Origin of the sequence: Mesorhizobium comanense, assembly GCF_005503535.1 — a bacterium.
GTDB classification, from domain to species: domain Bacteria; phylum Pseudomonadota; class Alphaproteobacteria; order Rhizobiales; family Rhizobiaceae; genus Mesorhizobium; species Mesorhizobium comanense.
Genome location: NZ_SCNN01000002.1, coordinates 257,459 through 270,382 on the forward strand (window position 1 = coordinate 257,459; position 12,924 = coordinate 270,382).

The window sequence follows — 12,924 nt, forward strand, 5'->3', positions numbered from 1 at the left end:
CGCCCCGCGTCGGTATCAAGGTGGCGCCATCCGGAAATCCTTGCCCTCCGGCAGCAATTGCCCGCCATCGACGACAATGGTCGTGCCGGTGATGTAGCCGGCATCGTCCGAGGCCAGGAACAGGAAGGCATTGGCGACGTCGCGGGGGCTGCCCAGCCGGCCAAGCGGGATAGAATCCTCCATGTTCTTGATGTAGGCCGCGCCGCGATGCTCCTGGATGGCTTCGGTGAGGATGTTGCCGGGCTCGACGCCGTTGACGGTGATGCCGTAGCCGGAAAATTCCAGCGCCGCCGAACGGATGAAGCCATTGATACCGGCCTTGGTCGCCGCATAATGGCCGTGGCCGGGGCTGGTCACATGCGGGCCGGTGATCGACGAGGTGTAGAGCATGCGCCCGTAGCGCTGCGCCTTCATCGGCACCAGTGCCGCGCGGCTGGCGTTGAAAGTGCCGCGCAGGTTGACGGCCATGACGCGGTCCCAGTCGTCGGCGCTGGTGTTTTCGATCAGTTGCCAAGGATAGATGCCGGCGTTCTGGACGATGATGTCGAGACGGCCATGCTGTTTCAGCGCCAGTGCGACGGCGGCCTCCGCGTCGCGCATCTGCGAGATGTCGGTGCGGAGGAAGGGAACGCCGAGTTCGTTGGCGGTCGCTTGCCCGGCCTCGCTCTCCGAATCGGCCAGCACCAGTTTTGCGCCTTCCTCGGCGAAGCGCAGCGCGATTCCCTTGCCGATACCCCGCGCGCTGCCGATGACCAGCGCCACTTTGTCTTTCAATCGTCCGGTCATGCCTGTCGCCAATCCCTTCTCACGCCAATCTTTGGCGAATGGTTTGCTTGAAGGCGTCGAGCAGCACGGCCGCCAGCACCAGCAGGCCGTGGATGACCTGGGTGAAGTTCGCCGGCAGGCCCATGAGGTTGATCGCCGTGTTGATGGCCGACAGCAGGAGCACGCCGGCATAGACGCCGGGCAGGGTGCCGACACCGCCCTTCAGGCTGACGCCGCCGATGACGACCGCGGCAAAGGCGTTGAACAACAAGCCGACGCCGAGATTGGCGGTGGCGCCCGAGGTCCGGATCGCCAGCAGCCAGCCGGCAAGGCCGGCAATGGCGCCGGCAAGCACGAAGGCGATGATCAGGTTGCGATTGACCCTGATGCCCGCGCGGAAGGTCGCGGTCTCGTTGCCGCCGATCATGACGAGGTGACGGCCGAATGGCGTCTTGGCCATGATCAGCGAAAAGACAACGAAACAGGCGATGGCGATCCAGGCGGTCAGTGGCAGGCCGATGAGCCGCTGGATGCCGAACCAGCGGATCGCCGGCGCCAGATCCTGCGCCGAGCGGCCGCCGGAAATGACCAGCACCAGGCCGCGCACCCAGATATAGGACGCCAGCGTGATGATGAAGGCGCTCATTTTGACCTTGACGACGAGGAACCCGTTGAAGGCGCCGATCAGCCCACCGACGGCAAGCGCCAGCAGCAGCGACACCGGCACCATCAGCCATTCCGGATGCAACTGGATGCCAAGCCCGATGCCCGACGAGCAAAACAGGATTCCCACCGCCATGGCGCTGAGCGCGGCCACCGATTCGACCGACAGGTCCATATGGCCGGCGATGATGACCAGCGCCAGGCCGATCGACATGACGCCGAGCACGCTGGAGGCCTCGATGATGTTGGCGAAGATACCGAGCTGGAAATAGTTGGGAATGAACAGGGAGAACACGACCAGCACGAAGACCAGCATGAACCAGACGAGGTTGTCGAGAATGAATTCGAGGACGTGGCGCGTGCTGGGATTCATGGTTCGATCCGGCTGTCGGCATGGTCCCGAGATCCTGCGATCCCCAAGACAATCATGCGCGGATTGGAATTGCGCGGAAATTGCTCCGGGCCCGATGGCCCGGAGCGTGTCGGACAGTGTCCTGCTATTCGACTGACTTGACCGTGTCGGTCGGCGCCTTCTGGTTGCCCCAGAAGGCCGCATTGTCGACGTTCTCCTTGGTGATGGCGGCGCCCGGGATCTTGATGTTCGGGCCCCAGGCCTCCTTGGTCACAACCGATTTCAGGCCAAGCACGTCATAGTCGCCGGGCTTGATCTCCTGCTTGTTGGCGACCTTGTCCATGAACATGGCGACGGCGGCCGCCTGTGCGTAGAGCGGCTGCTCGACTTCGACGTTGAGCCAGCCCTTGCGGATCAGGTCGAGGCCGACCGGCGCGCCGTTCGAGCTCATCAACATGACGTCACCGGGCTTCTTGCCGGCGGCCTCGAGCGAGGCGACGGCGGCGACCGACAGATGCGCGGCATGGCTGAAGATCAGGTCGATGTCGGGGTTGGCGAGCATCTGGTCGGCGACGATCGTGCCGGCGTTGCTGGCCTCCCACTGCATGGCCGGAAGCGAGATGATCTTGACGTCCGGGAATGCCTTCATCTTCTCCTCGAAACCCTTCTGGATGTCGAGCGTGTAGGGATCGCCGGGGTCGCCGAGCACCTGCAGCACCTTGCCCTTCACCGATCCGTTCTTCGCCTTCAGCAGCTTCTCCGCCTGATCGGCGGCGATGTGGCCGATCTCGACCGTGCCGGCCACCGATGTGAAATCGGAGGGCGTCGAGGTGATCTGGCGGTCGAACTCGACCACCGGAATGCCGGCGGCGCGCGCCGCCTCGATCGATGGCTTCAACGCGTTGAAATCGACTGCTGCCAGGATGATCGCCTTGGGCTTCAGCGCGATCACATCGTTCATCTGCGACTGCTGGGCGTCCGTTTTGTTGTCGGCGTTCAGCGTTTTCATCTCGTAGCCGACCTGTTTCAGGAACAGTTCCAGCGCGCTCACTGAGCCGGTCTGGAACTCGTCGAGCAAGGTCGGCACCATGTAATAGACGGTACCCTTGGACTGGGCGAATGCCGGCGTGAGCGTGGCAACGGCCAGTGCCAGGATACCGAAGACAGCAAGAAGTATTCGCTTCATGTCGTTGGCTCCCTGTTAAGCCGGACCCCTCTTTGTCCCTCAGCCCGCCGGTCCGGCACCGGCAAGCGTCTCGCCGGTGATCATGTTGATCACCGCATCGGGACTTGTTTTGTTTCTGGCGACATCGCCGGCCACCACGCCTTGCCGGATCACCACGATCCGGTCGGCGACCTGGAAAGCCTGCTGCATGATATGGGTGATGATGACGACGCCGATGCCCTGGTTGGCGACCTGACGGATCATGTCGAGACCGCGCCGCGTCTGCTCGACGCCAAGGGCTGCGAACGGTTCGTCGAGCAGCACCAGCTTGCCGCCCCAATGGACAAAACGGTTGAGCTCGATGGCCTGCCGCTGGCCGCCCGAGAGATGCTCGACATTGGTCCGCAGCGACGGGATGCGCGTGCCAGCGTTGGCCAGAGCCTTGGAAACCACGGCCTCCATGGCGCGTTCGTCGAGCACGGGGACGCCAAGAACCTTCTTGGTGATCTCACGGCCCATGAAGAAATTGGCCACCACGTCGACATTGGTGCAGAGCGAAAGATCCTGGTAGACGGTCTCGATGCCCGCCGCCTTGGCTTCGGCCGGCGATCTGGCGAGAAACTCCTTGCCTTCGAACAGCATGCGGCCGGAAGTCGGCTCCAGCCCGCCCGCGATGATCTTGACCAGCGTCGACTTGCCGGCGCCGTTGTCGCCGAGCAAGGCCACGACTTCACCGCGGCCGATCGAAAAGCTGATCCCCTTCAGGGCTTCGATCGCTCCATAGTTCTTGGTAACATTGTCTAGCACCAGAAGGGGTTCGCTCATGCCGCAATCTCCCTGGCGGTCAGCAGATCGCGCCCGCGCTCGCGCTCGGCGGCGAACATCTGGCCAAAGCGCGGCGACAGCACGCCCGATACGGCGAGGGCTGCGGCGCCGCGCAACACGGAATGCTGACCGCCGCGCGCGACCATGACCCGGCGCGCCTTTCGGTCCTTGCGCGCCGAGACGGAGTTGTGGAGGTCGTCGGTCGAAGCGGCCAGCCGTTCGAGCAGTTCGGCTGATGCCAGTCCGCCGAGGATGACCGTTTCAGGGTCGAACAGATTTTCGATGACGGCGATGGCATTGTGGAAGATCGGCGCGACCTCCGCCACCCAGTCGGCCTCGCTGCCGTTCCAGCGCCCCAGCGCCTCGAGCGAGAGGTATCGTTCGAGGCAGCCGCTGTTGCCGCAGGGACAGGCCTCGCCGCCCGGGACGACAGGAATATGCCCGACTTCGCCGGCATTTCCCCAGGCGCCGCGCAGGGCGATGCCGTCATGCACCATGACCCCACCGAGGCCGACGCCGAAATAGAGGTAATAGTATTCGGAGAATTGCGTGCCTAGGCCGTAGAGTCGTTCGCCCATGGCCGCGGCCGCCATGTCGGTCTCGAAGAAGGCCGGCAGTCCGGTCGCGGCGGCCAGCCGATCGCGCAGCGCGACGTCCTTCCAGCCCGTCATGGTGGTCGGGCCGACAAAGCTCATGGATTCGACGCCGAAAGGTCCGGGCAGGGCCATGCCGACCCCGAGAACCCGTCCACCGGCGCGCAGGCCAGTCAACTCAGCCCCCATGGCGCCGATCAGGTCGAAGGCGTGGTCGGGCGTTGCGTTGGGAGCCTCGCGATAGGCGCTCTCGATCACGTCGCCGCTCAGATTGATCAGCGCGGCATTGATGCCGAACGGGGTGATGTGGACACCCACGGCATAGCCGCCCTCCGGATTGATCCGAAGCGTTGCCGGGGGCAGGCCACGCCCTTTAGGCTCTTCGCGCGAGGACAGGACAAAACCCTGTTCCTCCAGTTCGCGAACGATGGTCGACACGGTTTGCACGGTCAGGCCGACGCGTCCGGCGATGTCACCGCGCGCAATCGGGCCGTGAAGGCGGATGGACTCCAGGACGATGCGCCGGTTGTAAGGCCGCCCGAACTCCTGATTGGTTCCCCGCAATGCCATGCCTTGCGCCCCCGAGTTGACGTAAGGTTCGCATCAAAGATTTATTCAGTCAAATGGAATTCAAAAATAAATCGGATGCGCCACGGCGCTCGGAGGAGGGTCGCGAGGACCTGTCCACGTGCCGCTGTTGGCCGATTGCCGACACCGGCAAATGGCTTCAATGGTGGCCGAGCCAGCAACCGTTGACCCAGCAAAGCATGGAGCAAAGATGATAGAACTGCCGTTTGCCCGCGACGAATACCAGCACCGGCTTCGCAGGATCCGCGCGGAAATGGCCAAACGCGGTCTCGAGCTCCTGATCGTCAACGACGTCGCCAACCAGCACTACATCACCGCTTATGACGGCTGGTCCTTCTACACGCCGCAAGTGGTGCTGGTGACGATCGAGGAGGAAGAGCCGGTCTGGATAGGGCGCGCCATGGACGCGGCCGGCGGTCTGCTGACGGCCTGGATGAAGCCCGAAAACGTGGTCGGCTTCCCGGAAGACCACGTTCAGCGCGCCGATCGCCACCCGATGGACTGGATCGCCAGCTGGATCACGCAAAAGGGTTGGGGAAACAGGCACATCGGCATCGAACTGGAGGCCTATTATTTCTCGCCGAAAGCGCATGCGCGACTTGTCGCCGGCTTGCCGAACGCCAAATGGCATGACGCCGACCTGCTCGTGAACTGGATCCGTGCCATCAAGACTGCGCCCGAGATCGCTTATTTGCGCAAGGCTTCCGCGCTGGCCGAGGCCGCTGTGACCCGCGCCTACGAAGTCATCGCGCCGGGCGTGCGCGAATGCGATGCCATTGCCGCGATCCAGGCGGCGCAGGTCGCCGGCAGTCCGGATTTCGCGGGTGACATCACCGCTCTTCCGCCGACCATCCTCGGCGGCGAGAACGCCTCGGCCCCGCATGTCATGTGGAGCGACAGGCGGTTCGGAGACAATGAAACGATCGCGTTGGAGCTTGCCGGCGTCTGCCGCCGCTATGCCGCGGGGCTCGCAAGAACGATGCAGCTCGGCAAGACGCCGACGCGTGTCTCCGATACCGCGACGGCCGTGATCGAGGGCATGGACGCGGTGCTCGGCGCGGTCAGGCCAGGAACGACGGCGGAGGCGGTCGAAGGCGCCTGGCGCAAGGTCATCGAGCGCCACGGCCTGAAGAAGGAATCGCGCATCGGCTATTCCATCGGCGTCGCCTATCCTCCGGACTGGGGCGAGCACACGATCAGCCTCAGGCCGGGTGACAAGACGGTGCTTGCCCCAGGCAACGTGCTTCACTCCATTCTCGGCATGTGGATGGATGGCTGGGGCATCGAGGTCAGCGAGACGATCCTGGTGACCGAAGCCGGACATGAGACCTTGACCCGGTTCCCGCGAGAGATCCATGTCAAAGCCTGACGGGACGAACGCACCGGGCGTCGGCGCGGTGGACATCGATGCCGGCATTCTCGACGAGATGATCCGGATCCGTCGCCATCTGCACCGCCATCCGGAACTGTCGAACCGCGAGGCGAACACGCAGCGCTATCTCCGGCAGGCGCTGGCGCAGCAGGGGATCGCCAATATCAGCGACGTCGCGGGCTTTGGCCTGGCGGTGGACATCGTCGGCACCGGCAAGCCCTCCAATCGCAAGATCGCCATTCGCGCCGACATTGATGCCTTGCCGATCGAAGAGGAGTCCGGCGTCGACTATGCCTCGGCAAATCCCGGCGTGATGCACGCATGCGGTCATGACGCGCATGCCGCGATGGGGTTCGCGGTCGCTGCGCATCTTCATCGTTCGAGGGCCGAGTTCGGCGGAACCGTGCGCCTGATCTTCCAGCCGGCGGAGGAGGATGAGCCATCCGGCGGCAAACGGGTCGTGGAGGAGGGGCTGCTCGACGACGTCGACGCGGCGATCTGTGTTCACGTCGATCCGTATACGCCCTCAGGCAAAGTCGCGGTCGGTTCAGGTCCCTACACGCTGGCATGCGATACGTTCGATGCGGTTGTCATCGGCGAGGCCGCGCACGCGGCAAAGCCCTATGAGGGCGTCGATGCGATTGCCGTTGCCTGCTCCATGGTGAGCGAGCTGCAGAAGATCGTGTCGCGAGAGATCGACCCATACGATCCGCTCATCATCTCGGTGACCGGCATCAATGGCGGCAGCGCCTATAATGTGATCGCGGGGAAGGTCGCCTTGAAGGGCACTATCCGCAGCGGCAGTACGGCCACCCGCGAACGGGCAAGGCGCCGTGTTCGCGAGGTGCTGGCAGGGATCGCGGCGAGCCACGGCGCCAGCGTGAAGGTCGATGTTCACGAGGGCGAGCCCGGTGTCGTCAATGACGGCGAAATGGCCGAGCTCATTTCCGCCAGCGCCAGGGCCTGCATCGGGGTCGAGAATGTTCTCAACACGCCGGGATGGAGCATTGCCGACGACTTTGCCTATTACAGCGAGAAGCGTCCTTCAGTCTATTTTCGCCTCGGAATCCGCAACGAGGCGGTCGGATCGGTCTTTCCGCTGCACCATCCCAGGTTTCGCGTCGACGAAGCCGCGCTTGGAATTGGCGCGGCCACGATGGCTTCGGCGGCGATCCGCTTCCTGTCCGAGCAATCGGACTGACCCACCGGCTCAAGCGGCTCCGATCAGTATCTTATGGCCCGGCGCTCGGCCAGGACGACGACGCAGAACAGTGCGATCGAGAGACACGACGACAGCACGATCGCCGCATAGAGCCGGTCCGACTGGTAGTTGAACGTCGCCTGGATGATCAGCGCGCCTAGGCCCTTGTCCGAGCCTATCCATTCGCCGACGATGGCGCCGATCACTGCGGTTGCCGACGCTATCCTGAGCGAGGAAAACAGCATCGGCAAGGCGCGCGGCAGCCGCAGGCTCCAGAACACCTCCCAGCGCGTGGCCGACAGTACGCGGAACAGTTCATGTTCGTTGTCGCCGGCCGAGTCCAAGCCGCGGATCATGTTCACCAGTGTCGGAAAGAAGCAGATCACCGCCGCGATGACGATCTTGGGCGTCATGCCGAGCCCGAAGATCAGGATGATGATCGGCGAAAGCGCCAGGATCGGAATGGTGTTGAAGAACAGCACGATCGGAAAGTAGGCGGCCTGCAGGACGCGGCTATGCACGAACAGCACCGCCAGCAGGATGGCCGCCAGATTGCCGATGACGAAACCGGCCAGCGCTTCGATAAGCGTCGGCCTCAGATTGTCCAGGAGCAGCGCGAAGTTCTTCTGGAACACGCCGAATATGGCTGTCGGCGTCGGCACGATATAGGCCGGCACGCCAAGGGCCGGCAGAAGATATTGCCAGGCAAGCAGGATCGATGCCGCGCCGAGAACGGGCAGGGCGATGGCGATTTGCGGCGACAGCGGCGCCTGCCTCATGATGCCTGCTCCAGCGCGGTCCGAAGTTCAGCCATGGCGGTGACGATTGCCGGGTCTTCACGCTTACAGCGATTGCCGTCCTGCTTGAGCGGCCGCATGTCGATGTCCTTGACCAGCCGCCCGGGATTGGCGGCAAGCACGATGACGCGTTCGCCGAGATAGGCGGCTTCGGCGATCGAATGGGTGACGAACAGGATCGTCGTGCCCGTGCGCCGCCACAGATTGAGAAGTTCGTCGTTGAGACGATCGCGGGTGATTTCGTCGAGCGCGCCGAACGGTTCGTCCATCAGCAGCAGCTTCGGCTGGCCGAGCAGGGCGCGTGCGATTGCCACGCGCTGGCGCTGGCCGCCGGAAAGCTGATGCGGCAGGCGGTCGCCGAAGCCTGCGAGCCCCATCAGGTCCAGCAATTCGTCGCTGCGGTCCTCAATTTTGCGGGTCAGGCTGCCTTGCCCGACGCCGAGCGGCAGGCGGACATTGTCGCGCACGGTGCGCCAGGGCAGCAAGGTGGAGTCCTGGAAGACGAAGCCGACATCGCGCCGGGAGCGCACGGCGTGCGGCGTGTCGCCAAGCACGCTGATCGTGCCGCCAAGCGGATCGAGCAGGTCGGCGACGACCCGCAGCAAGGTCGACTTGCCGCAGCCCGAGGGGCCGAGAATTGAAAGGAAGGATCCAGCCTCGACGGTGAGGTCGAGACCGGAGAGCACCTTGACGGCCGCGATGCGACCGCCATAGCCGACATCGAGCCGGCTGGCTTCGATCGCGTTCGCCATCAGGCGGCGGGCGCGTCGAGCTTGGGACGGTCGGCGGCCGACAGTTCCAGGATTTTCGTTGTGTAGACGTCCGCGGCGGCGGGCCGGCCGTTCGGGTACTGTCCGACCTTGTCGAGCAGGGCCAGTTGCTCCTCGATCGAAGCCGGGTCGAACGTGCCCCAGCCGTCCTTGGCGGTCGTGCCGTCGAAGGAGAGTTTCAGCACCAGGTTGACGGTCTTTTCTTCCCAGCCGAGGTCCATCTCGGGATAGGCGGCGACCATCTTCTTGACGGCCTCCTGCGGGTTGGCGTGCACCCAGCCCCAGCCCTTGGCAACGGCGCCGATGAATTTCGCCAGCGTTTCGGGATCCTTCTCGATCGCCGCGTCGGTGGCGAAGTAGACATCGGCATAGGATGCCAGCCCGAGGTCGCGCACCAGGAGGTCGACGCGGTCGTCGCCAACGACGCTCAGCGCCTGGGTGTTGGTGATCCAGCCGCCGATCGCATCGACATCGCCGCGCACCAGCGGTCCCTTGTCGAAGCCGACGTTGATGACGGTGACGTCGGACGCGCTCAGGCCGTTCTTGGCCAGGATTTCGTCCATGACGAAACGCGCCGTCGGCTGGATGCCGATCTTCTTGCCCTTCAGGTCGGCGACGCCCTTGATCGGGTTCGAACCCTTCGAGGTGAGCGCGTAGGGGCCGGTGCGGAAGCCGCAGGCGATGATCTTGACCGGCACGCCGCTGGCGCGCGCGGCATAAAGCTGTGGCGTTTCGGAGAACTGGCCAAGCTGCGCGGCGCCTGAAATCACCGGCGGCACGGTCGAGGCGTTCGGACCGCCGGGGCTGAATTCCACGTCGAGCCCGGCATCCTTGAAGTAGCCATTGGCAACGGCGGCGATGTCGCCGATCTGGCCGTTGGACATCAGCCAATCATACTGGATGACGACCTTTCCGGCGGCCTTGGCGCCCGGGGTCAGCAGCAGTTGCATGCCGCCCGATGCCACGGCAACAGCCGCCAGGCCGGATTTCATGAAGCCGCGGCGGTTCATCTCGTAGTCCCTGTTCCCATTCATTTTTCGCTCCTGTTGCAAGACTGTCTCGTCTCTTGATTGCGCGCCGTTCCCCTGGCGCGGGTGTCGCTACGGCTGTTCGTCGTGGTAGTCGCCGGGGCCGCCGTCGAGCCAGGCGTAGAGTTCCCAAAGCGTGTCGTCCGGATCGGTGAAATAGGCGCAGCGCGCGTTCCAGACGTAGTTTTCGGGCGGGCCGTGGAACGGTACGCCCTTGGCGCTGAGTTCGGCATGAAGCCGGTCGATATCTGCCGGCGTGTCGACCAACACGGCGACACAGACCTTGTGCGCATGGCGCGGCGATCTCCCGTTCGATACGCCGGTATGCCTGTTGATGTGGTCGAGCTCCCAGGCAGCCAAAGTGACGCCCTCGCCATGGAAGTCGGCGAAGCCCTCGGCGCGGCGACGCAGGCGGAAGCCGAGTTTGTCGACATAGAATTCGACGGTCCGTTCGACGTTCTCGACGAGAAGGCAGACGTCCGAAATCCGGGTTACGCTTGCGCCAGCCATGCTCATTTTCCTCCGCCGGTGCGTTCGCCGCGAGAATGCGGCAGCTTGACGCCGACACGATTGGCCGCGCCGATGATGTGGGCGCGCATCGCCGCTTCCGCTGCGGCCGGGTCGCCTGCGACGAGCGCCTCGTAGATGCGCACATGCTCGCCGACATTCACTTCCACCAGATCGTGTAATGGGTTGGTCTGCCGCGCGTAGTAGATCGAACGACGGATCTGCTCGCAGACGAAGGAGATGAAGGTGTGGATGTAGGCGTTGCCCGTTGCCCGGGCGATTTCGCGATGGAACAAAAGATCGGCGTCGATGCTGCCGTCCTCCCAGCGTTCCTCGCCGCTCATGCGGTCGAGCGCTGCCTTGATGGCGTCGAGATGTTCCTGGTCGCGCCGCTCGGCGGCAAGTGCGGCGGATTCGGCCTCGAGGATGCAGCGCAATTCGAAGAGCCGCTCCATGTTCTGGCCTTCCCGGAGCGTCTCGCGGTCGATGCGGATCGCCGCGCGCTGTTCGGGCGCCAGCACGAAGGAGCCGATGCCTTGCCGCGCCTCGACCATGCCGTCGGCGCGCAATTGCGCGATCGCCTCGCGCACGACGTTGCGGCTGACGCCGAATTTCTCCGAAAGCTGCTGCTCCGTCGGCAGCAGGCTGCCGGGATTGAGGTCGCCGGATTCGATCTCGCGGCTGAGGAAAGCCGCCACCCGGTGCGGAAGTGCCTCGACTGTGCCGATGGCGGCCAGGCGCTGTTTCATGAAAGGGTCTCCGTCGCGGGAAAGAGGCAACCCGGGTTCATGCGCCCGTCCGGGTCGAGCGCATCCTTGAGGGCGCTGGCGAGCCTGCGATGGACCGGAGAGAGTCCGGCCCAGTAGGCGTGTTGGCGGGTGCGGCCGATACCGTGCTCGGCGCTGATCGAACCGCCCAGCGCATTGGCTATGTCGTAAAGGCCGGCGGTGATGGCAGCACCCCTGGCGCGCGCATCGGCCTGGGCGAGATCGAGGGGCGGCAGGACGTTGAAATGAATGTTGCCGTCGCCGGCATGGCCATAGGCCTGTGAAATCCAGCCGGGATGCTTCTGCGCGACGAACTGGCGGGCTTGGTCAACCAGTGTCGGGATGTCGGAGATGCGCACCGACAGGTCGGTGCGAACGTGGTAGCCACGCTTGGCCTGGCCTTCGACCAACCCTTCGCGGATGGCCCAGAACGCCCTGGCTTGAGCATTGCTCTCGGCCAGGACGGCGTCGGCGACGAGTTGTTTTTCCAACGCGCCGGCAAGGAAATCCATCAGCAAGCCCCGCAGGTCGACCGCGGAACTCGACGACAATTCGATGAGCGCATGGACGGGCTCATTCACCGGGGTGACGACCTTCGGATCGGCCAGGCGTGCAAGGTCCATGCATTCCGCGCCGATGATCTCGAAGGCCGATATCAGGTCGGAGCATTCGCGCCGGGCGTGCTGGAAGAGCCCGATGGCCGCTTCGAACGAGGGCAGGCCCAGATATGCCGTCTCGATCTTTCCGGGTCTCGGAAACAGCTTCACTTCGACGCCGGTGATGATGCCGAGCGTTCCTTCGGCGCCAATGAAAAGCTGCTTCAGGTCATAGCCGCGATTGTCCTTGCGCAGGCCGGAAAAGCCGTTCCACAATTCGCCATCGGGCAGCACCACTTCCAGGCCGACGACGAGATCGCGGGCCATGCCGTAGCGCAGCACGTTTACGCCGCCGGCGTTGCTGGCCGCGTTGCCGCCGACCTGGCAGCTGCCCTGGGCGCCGAGCGCCAGCGGAAACAGGCAATCGCGATCTTCGGCCGCATCCTTGATGTGCTGCAGGATGCAGCCGGCATCGGCCTGCAGCGTGAAATTGTCGGCGTCGACGCGGCGGATCCTGTTCAGCCGCTCCAGGTTGATGATGACTGCGCCACGCGCCGCACCGATGTCGATCGCGCCCGCGACAAGTCCGGTGTTGCCGCCTTGCGGGATCATCGCCAGTCCGAGCGTGCCGCACAGGCGAACCGCCGCCTGTACTTCGGTGACCGAAGCCGGTTTCAGCACCGCAAGCGCCTCGCCGCGATGATCACCCGACCAGTCCACGAGGTATTTCGCCATTCCGGCGGGGTCGATGGCGACGCCGCCTTGCCCCAGAGCATGCTCCAGAGCAGCGACGGTTTCGGGCGAGAGGCCGTGGATGGTCATTCAAGGGCCGGCGTGGCGGTTGCGTATGGTTATACATATCATCCTACAACTTGAAACCTGTCAACGGGCGAACTGAGTTGGCCCAGAGCAGTCGCTGTAGGTAGAGGATGCCG

The 12,924-nt window shown here is 64.3% G+C and carries 13 protein-coding genes; 2 read left to right on the forward strand and 11 right to left on the reverse strand.

All coding sequences use genetic code 11. The features are described 5' to 3' along the window. Window positions 1-15: 15 nt before the first annotated feature. The 5 genes from FFS37_RS05605 to FFS37_RS05625 all read right to left on the reverse strand — a co-directional run bounded on the left by FFS37_RS05605 (window position 16) and on the right by FFS37_RS05625 (window position 4,933). Window positions 16-786, reverse strand: coding sequence for an SDR family NAD(P)-dependent oxidoreductase (locus FFS37_RS05605; protein WP_137929945.1), 771 nt, complete (start codon window positions 784-786; stop codon window positions 16-18). Window positions 787-805: 19 nt separating this feature from the next. Continuing rightward, entirely contained in the window at window positions 806-1,801 is a 996-nt protein-coding gene (locus tag FFS37_RS05610; RefSeq protein WP_137929946.1) for an ABC transporter permease, read from the reverse strand. Window positions 1,802-1,925: 124 nt separating this feature from the next. Beyond that, window positions 1,926-2,966: a sugar ABC transporter substrate-binding protein gene (locus tag FFS37_RS05615; protein ID WP_137929947.1), complete on the reverse strand. Its 1,041-nt coding sequence runs from the start codon at window positions 2,964-2,966 to the stop codon at window positions 1,926-1,928. 39 nt (window positions 2,967-3,005) lie between these two features. Next, window positions 3,006-3,770 (reverse strand): ATP-binding cassette domain-containing protein, encoded by a 765-nt coding sequence (locus FFS37_RS05620; RefSeq protein WP_137929948.1) that lies wholly within the window; start codon window positions 3,768-3,770, stop codon window positions 3,006-3,008. Beyond that, complete coding sequence (locus FFS37_RS05625; protein WP_137929949.1) at window positions 3,767-4,933, reverse strand: ROK family transcriptional regulator; 1,167 nt, start codon at window positions 4,931-4,933, stop codon at window positions 3,767-3,769. Before FFS37_RS05625 ends, FFS37_RS05620 begins: the two co-directional genes overlap by 4 nt. A gap of 208 nt (window positions 4,934-5,141) precedes the next feature. Here FFS37_RS05625 and FFS37_RS05630 point away from each other — a divergent pair, with 208 nt between their 5' ends. Together FFS37_RS05630 and FFS37_RS05635 are read left to right on the forward strand one after the other, a co-directional pair. Next, entirely contained in the window at window positions 5,142-6,320 is a 1,179-nt protein-coding gene (locus FFS37_RS05630; RefSeq protein WP_137929950.1) for a M24 family metallopeptidase, read from the forward strand. After that, entirely contained in the window at window positions 6,307-7,524 is a 1,218-nt protein-coding gene (locus FFS37_RS05635) for a M20 metallopeptidase family protein (RefSeq protein ID WP_137929951.1), read from the forward strand. The genes FFS37_RS05630 and FFS37_RS05635 overlap by 14 nt, the downstream gene beginning before the upstream one ends. A gap of 23 nt (window positions 7,525-7,547) precedes the next feature. Here FFS37_RS05635 and FFS37_RS05640 read toward each other — a convergent pair whose 3' ends face one another. The 6 genes from FFS37_RS05640 to FFS37_RS05665 form a co-directional block, all read right to left on the reverse strand. After that, window positions 7,548-8,303, reverse strand: a complete 756-nt coding sequence (locus tag FFS37_RS05640) for an ABC transporter permease (protein ID WP_137929952.1) — start codon at window positions 8,301-8,303, stop codon at window positions 7,548-7,550. Beyond that, complete coding sequence (locus FFS37_RS05645) at window positions 8,300-9,073, reverse strand: ABC transporter ATP-binding protein (RefSeq protein ID WP_137929953.1); 774 nt, start codon at window positions 9,071-9,073, stop codon at window positions 8,300-8,302. Before FFS37_RS05645 ends, FFS37_RS05640 begins: the two co-directional genes overlap by 4 nt. After that, on the reverse strand, window positions 9,073-10,101 hold the full coding sequence (locus FFS37_RS05650) for an ABC transporter substrate-binding protein (protein ID WP_137930134.1): 1,029 nt from the start codon (window positions 10,099-10,101) through the stop codon (window positions 9,073-9,075). Before FFS37_RS05650 ends, FFS37_RS05645 begins: the two co-directional genes overlap by 1 nt. A 90-nt stretch (window positions 10,102-10,191) precedes the next feature. Next, window positions 10,192-10,635 carry a VOC family protein gene (locus FFS37_RS05655; RefSeq protein WP_137929954.1) on the reverse strand — a complete coding sequence of 148 codons (444 nt, stop codon included), beginning with the start codon at window positions 10,633-10,635 and terminating at the stop codon, window positions 10,192-10,194. Further along, window positions 10,632-11,375, reverse strand: coding sequence for a FadR/GntR family transcriptional regulator (locus FFS37_RS05660; protein WP_137929955.1), 744 nt, complete (start codon window positions 11,373-11,375; stop codon window positions 10,632-10,634). The genes FFS37_RS05655 and FFS37_RS05660 overlap by 4 nt, the downstream gene beginning before the upstream one ends. After that, a complete protein-coding gene (locus FFS37_RS05665) occupies window positions 11,372-12,811 on the reverse strand; it encodes an FAD-binding oxidoreductase (RefSeq protein WP_137929956.1) in 1,440 nt (479 codons plus the stop codon). The genes FFS37_RS05660 and FFS37_RS05665 overlap by 4 nt, the downstream gene beginning before the upstream one ends. Window positions 12,812-12,924 lie beyond the last annotated feature (113 nt).

Coding starts and splice junctions, on each gene's coding strand:
- FFS37_RS05645 (WP_137929953.1), bottom strand. CDS start 9,073: ATGGCGAACGCGATCGAAGCCAGCCGGCTCGATGTCGGCTATGGCGGT.
- FFS37_RS05620 (WP_137929948.1), bottom strand. CDS start 3,770: ATGAGCGAACCCCTTCTGGTGCTAGACAATGTTACCAAGAACTATGGA.
- FFS37_RS05605 (WP_137929945.1), bottom strand. CDS start 786: ATGACCGGACGATTGAAAGACAAAGTGGCGCTGGTCATCGGCAGCGCG.
- FFS37_RS05655 (WP_137929954.1), bottom strand. CDS start 10,635: ATGAGCATGGCTGGCGCAAGCGTAACCCGGATTTCGGACGTCTGCCTT.
- FFS37_RS05625 (WP_137929949.1), bottom strand. CDS start 4,933: ATGGCATTGCGGGGAACCAATCAGGAGTTCGGGCGGCCTTACAACCGG.
- FFS37_RS05630 (WP_137929950.1), top strand. CDS start 5,142: ATGATAGAACTGCCGTTTGCCCGCGACGAATACCAGCACCGGCTTCGC.
- FFS37_RS05640 (WP_137929952.1), bottom strand. CDS start 8,303: ATGAGGCAGGCGCCGCTGTCGCCGCAAATCGCCATCGCCCTGCCCGTT.
- FFS37_RS05660 (WP_137929955.1), bottom strand. CDS start 11,375: ATGAAACAGCGCCTGGCCGCCATCGGCACAGTCGAGGCACTTCCGCAC.
- FFS37_RS05650 (WP_137930134.1), bottom strand. CDS start 10,101: ATGAACCGCCGCGGCTTCATGAAATCCGGCCTGGCGGCTGTTGCCGTG.
- FFS37_RS05610 (WP_137929946.1), bottom strand. CDS start 1,801: ATGAATCCCAGCACGCGCCACGTCCTCGAATTCATTCTCGACAACCTC.
- FFS37_RS05635 (WP_137929951.1), top strand. CDS start 6,307: ATGTCAAAGCCTGACGGGACGAACGCACCGGGCGTCGGCGCGGTGGAC.
- FFS37_RS05665 (WP_137929956.1), bottom strand. CDS start 12,811: ATGACCATCCACGGCCTCTCGCCCGAAACCGTCGCTGCTCTGGAGCAT.
- FFS37_RS05615 (WP_137929947.1), bottom strand. CDS start 2,966: ATGAAGCGAATACTTCTTGCTGTCTTCGGTATCCTGGCACTGGCCGTT.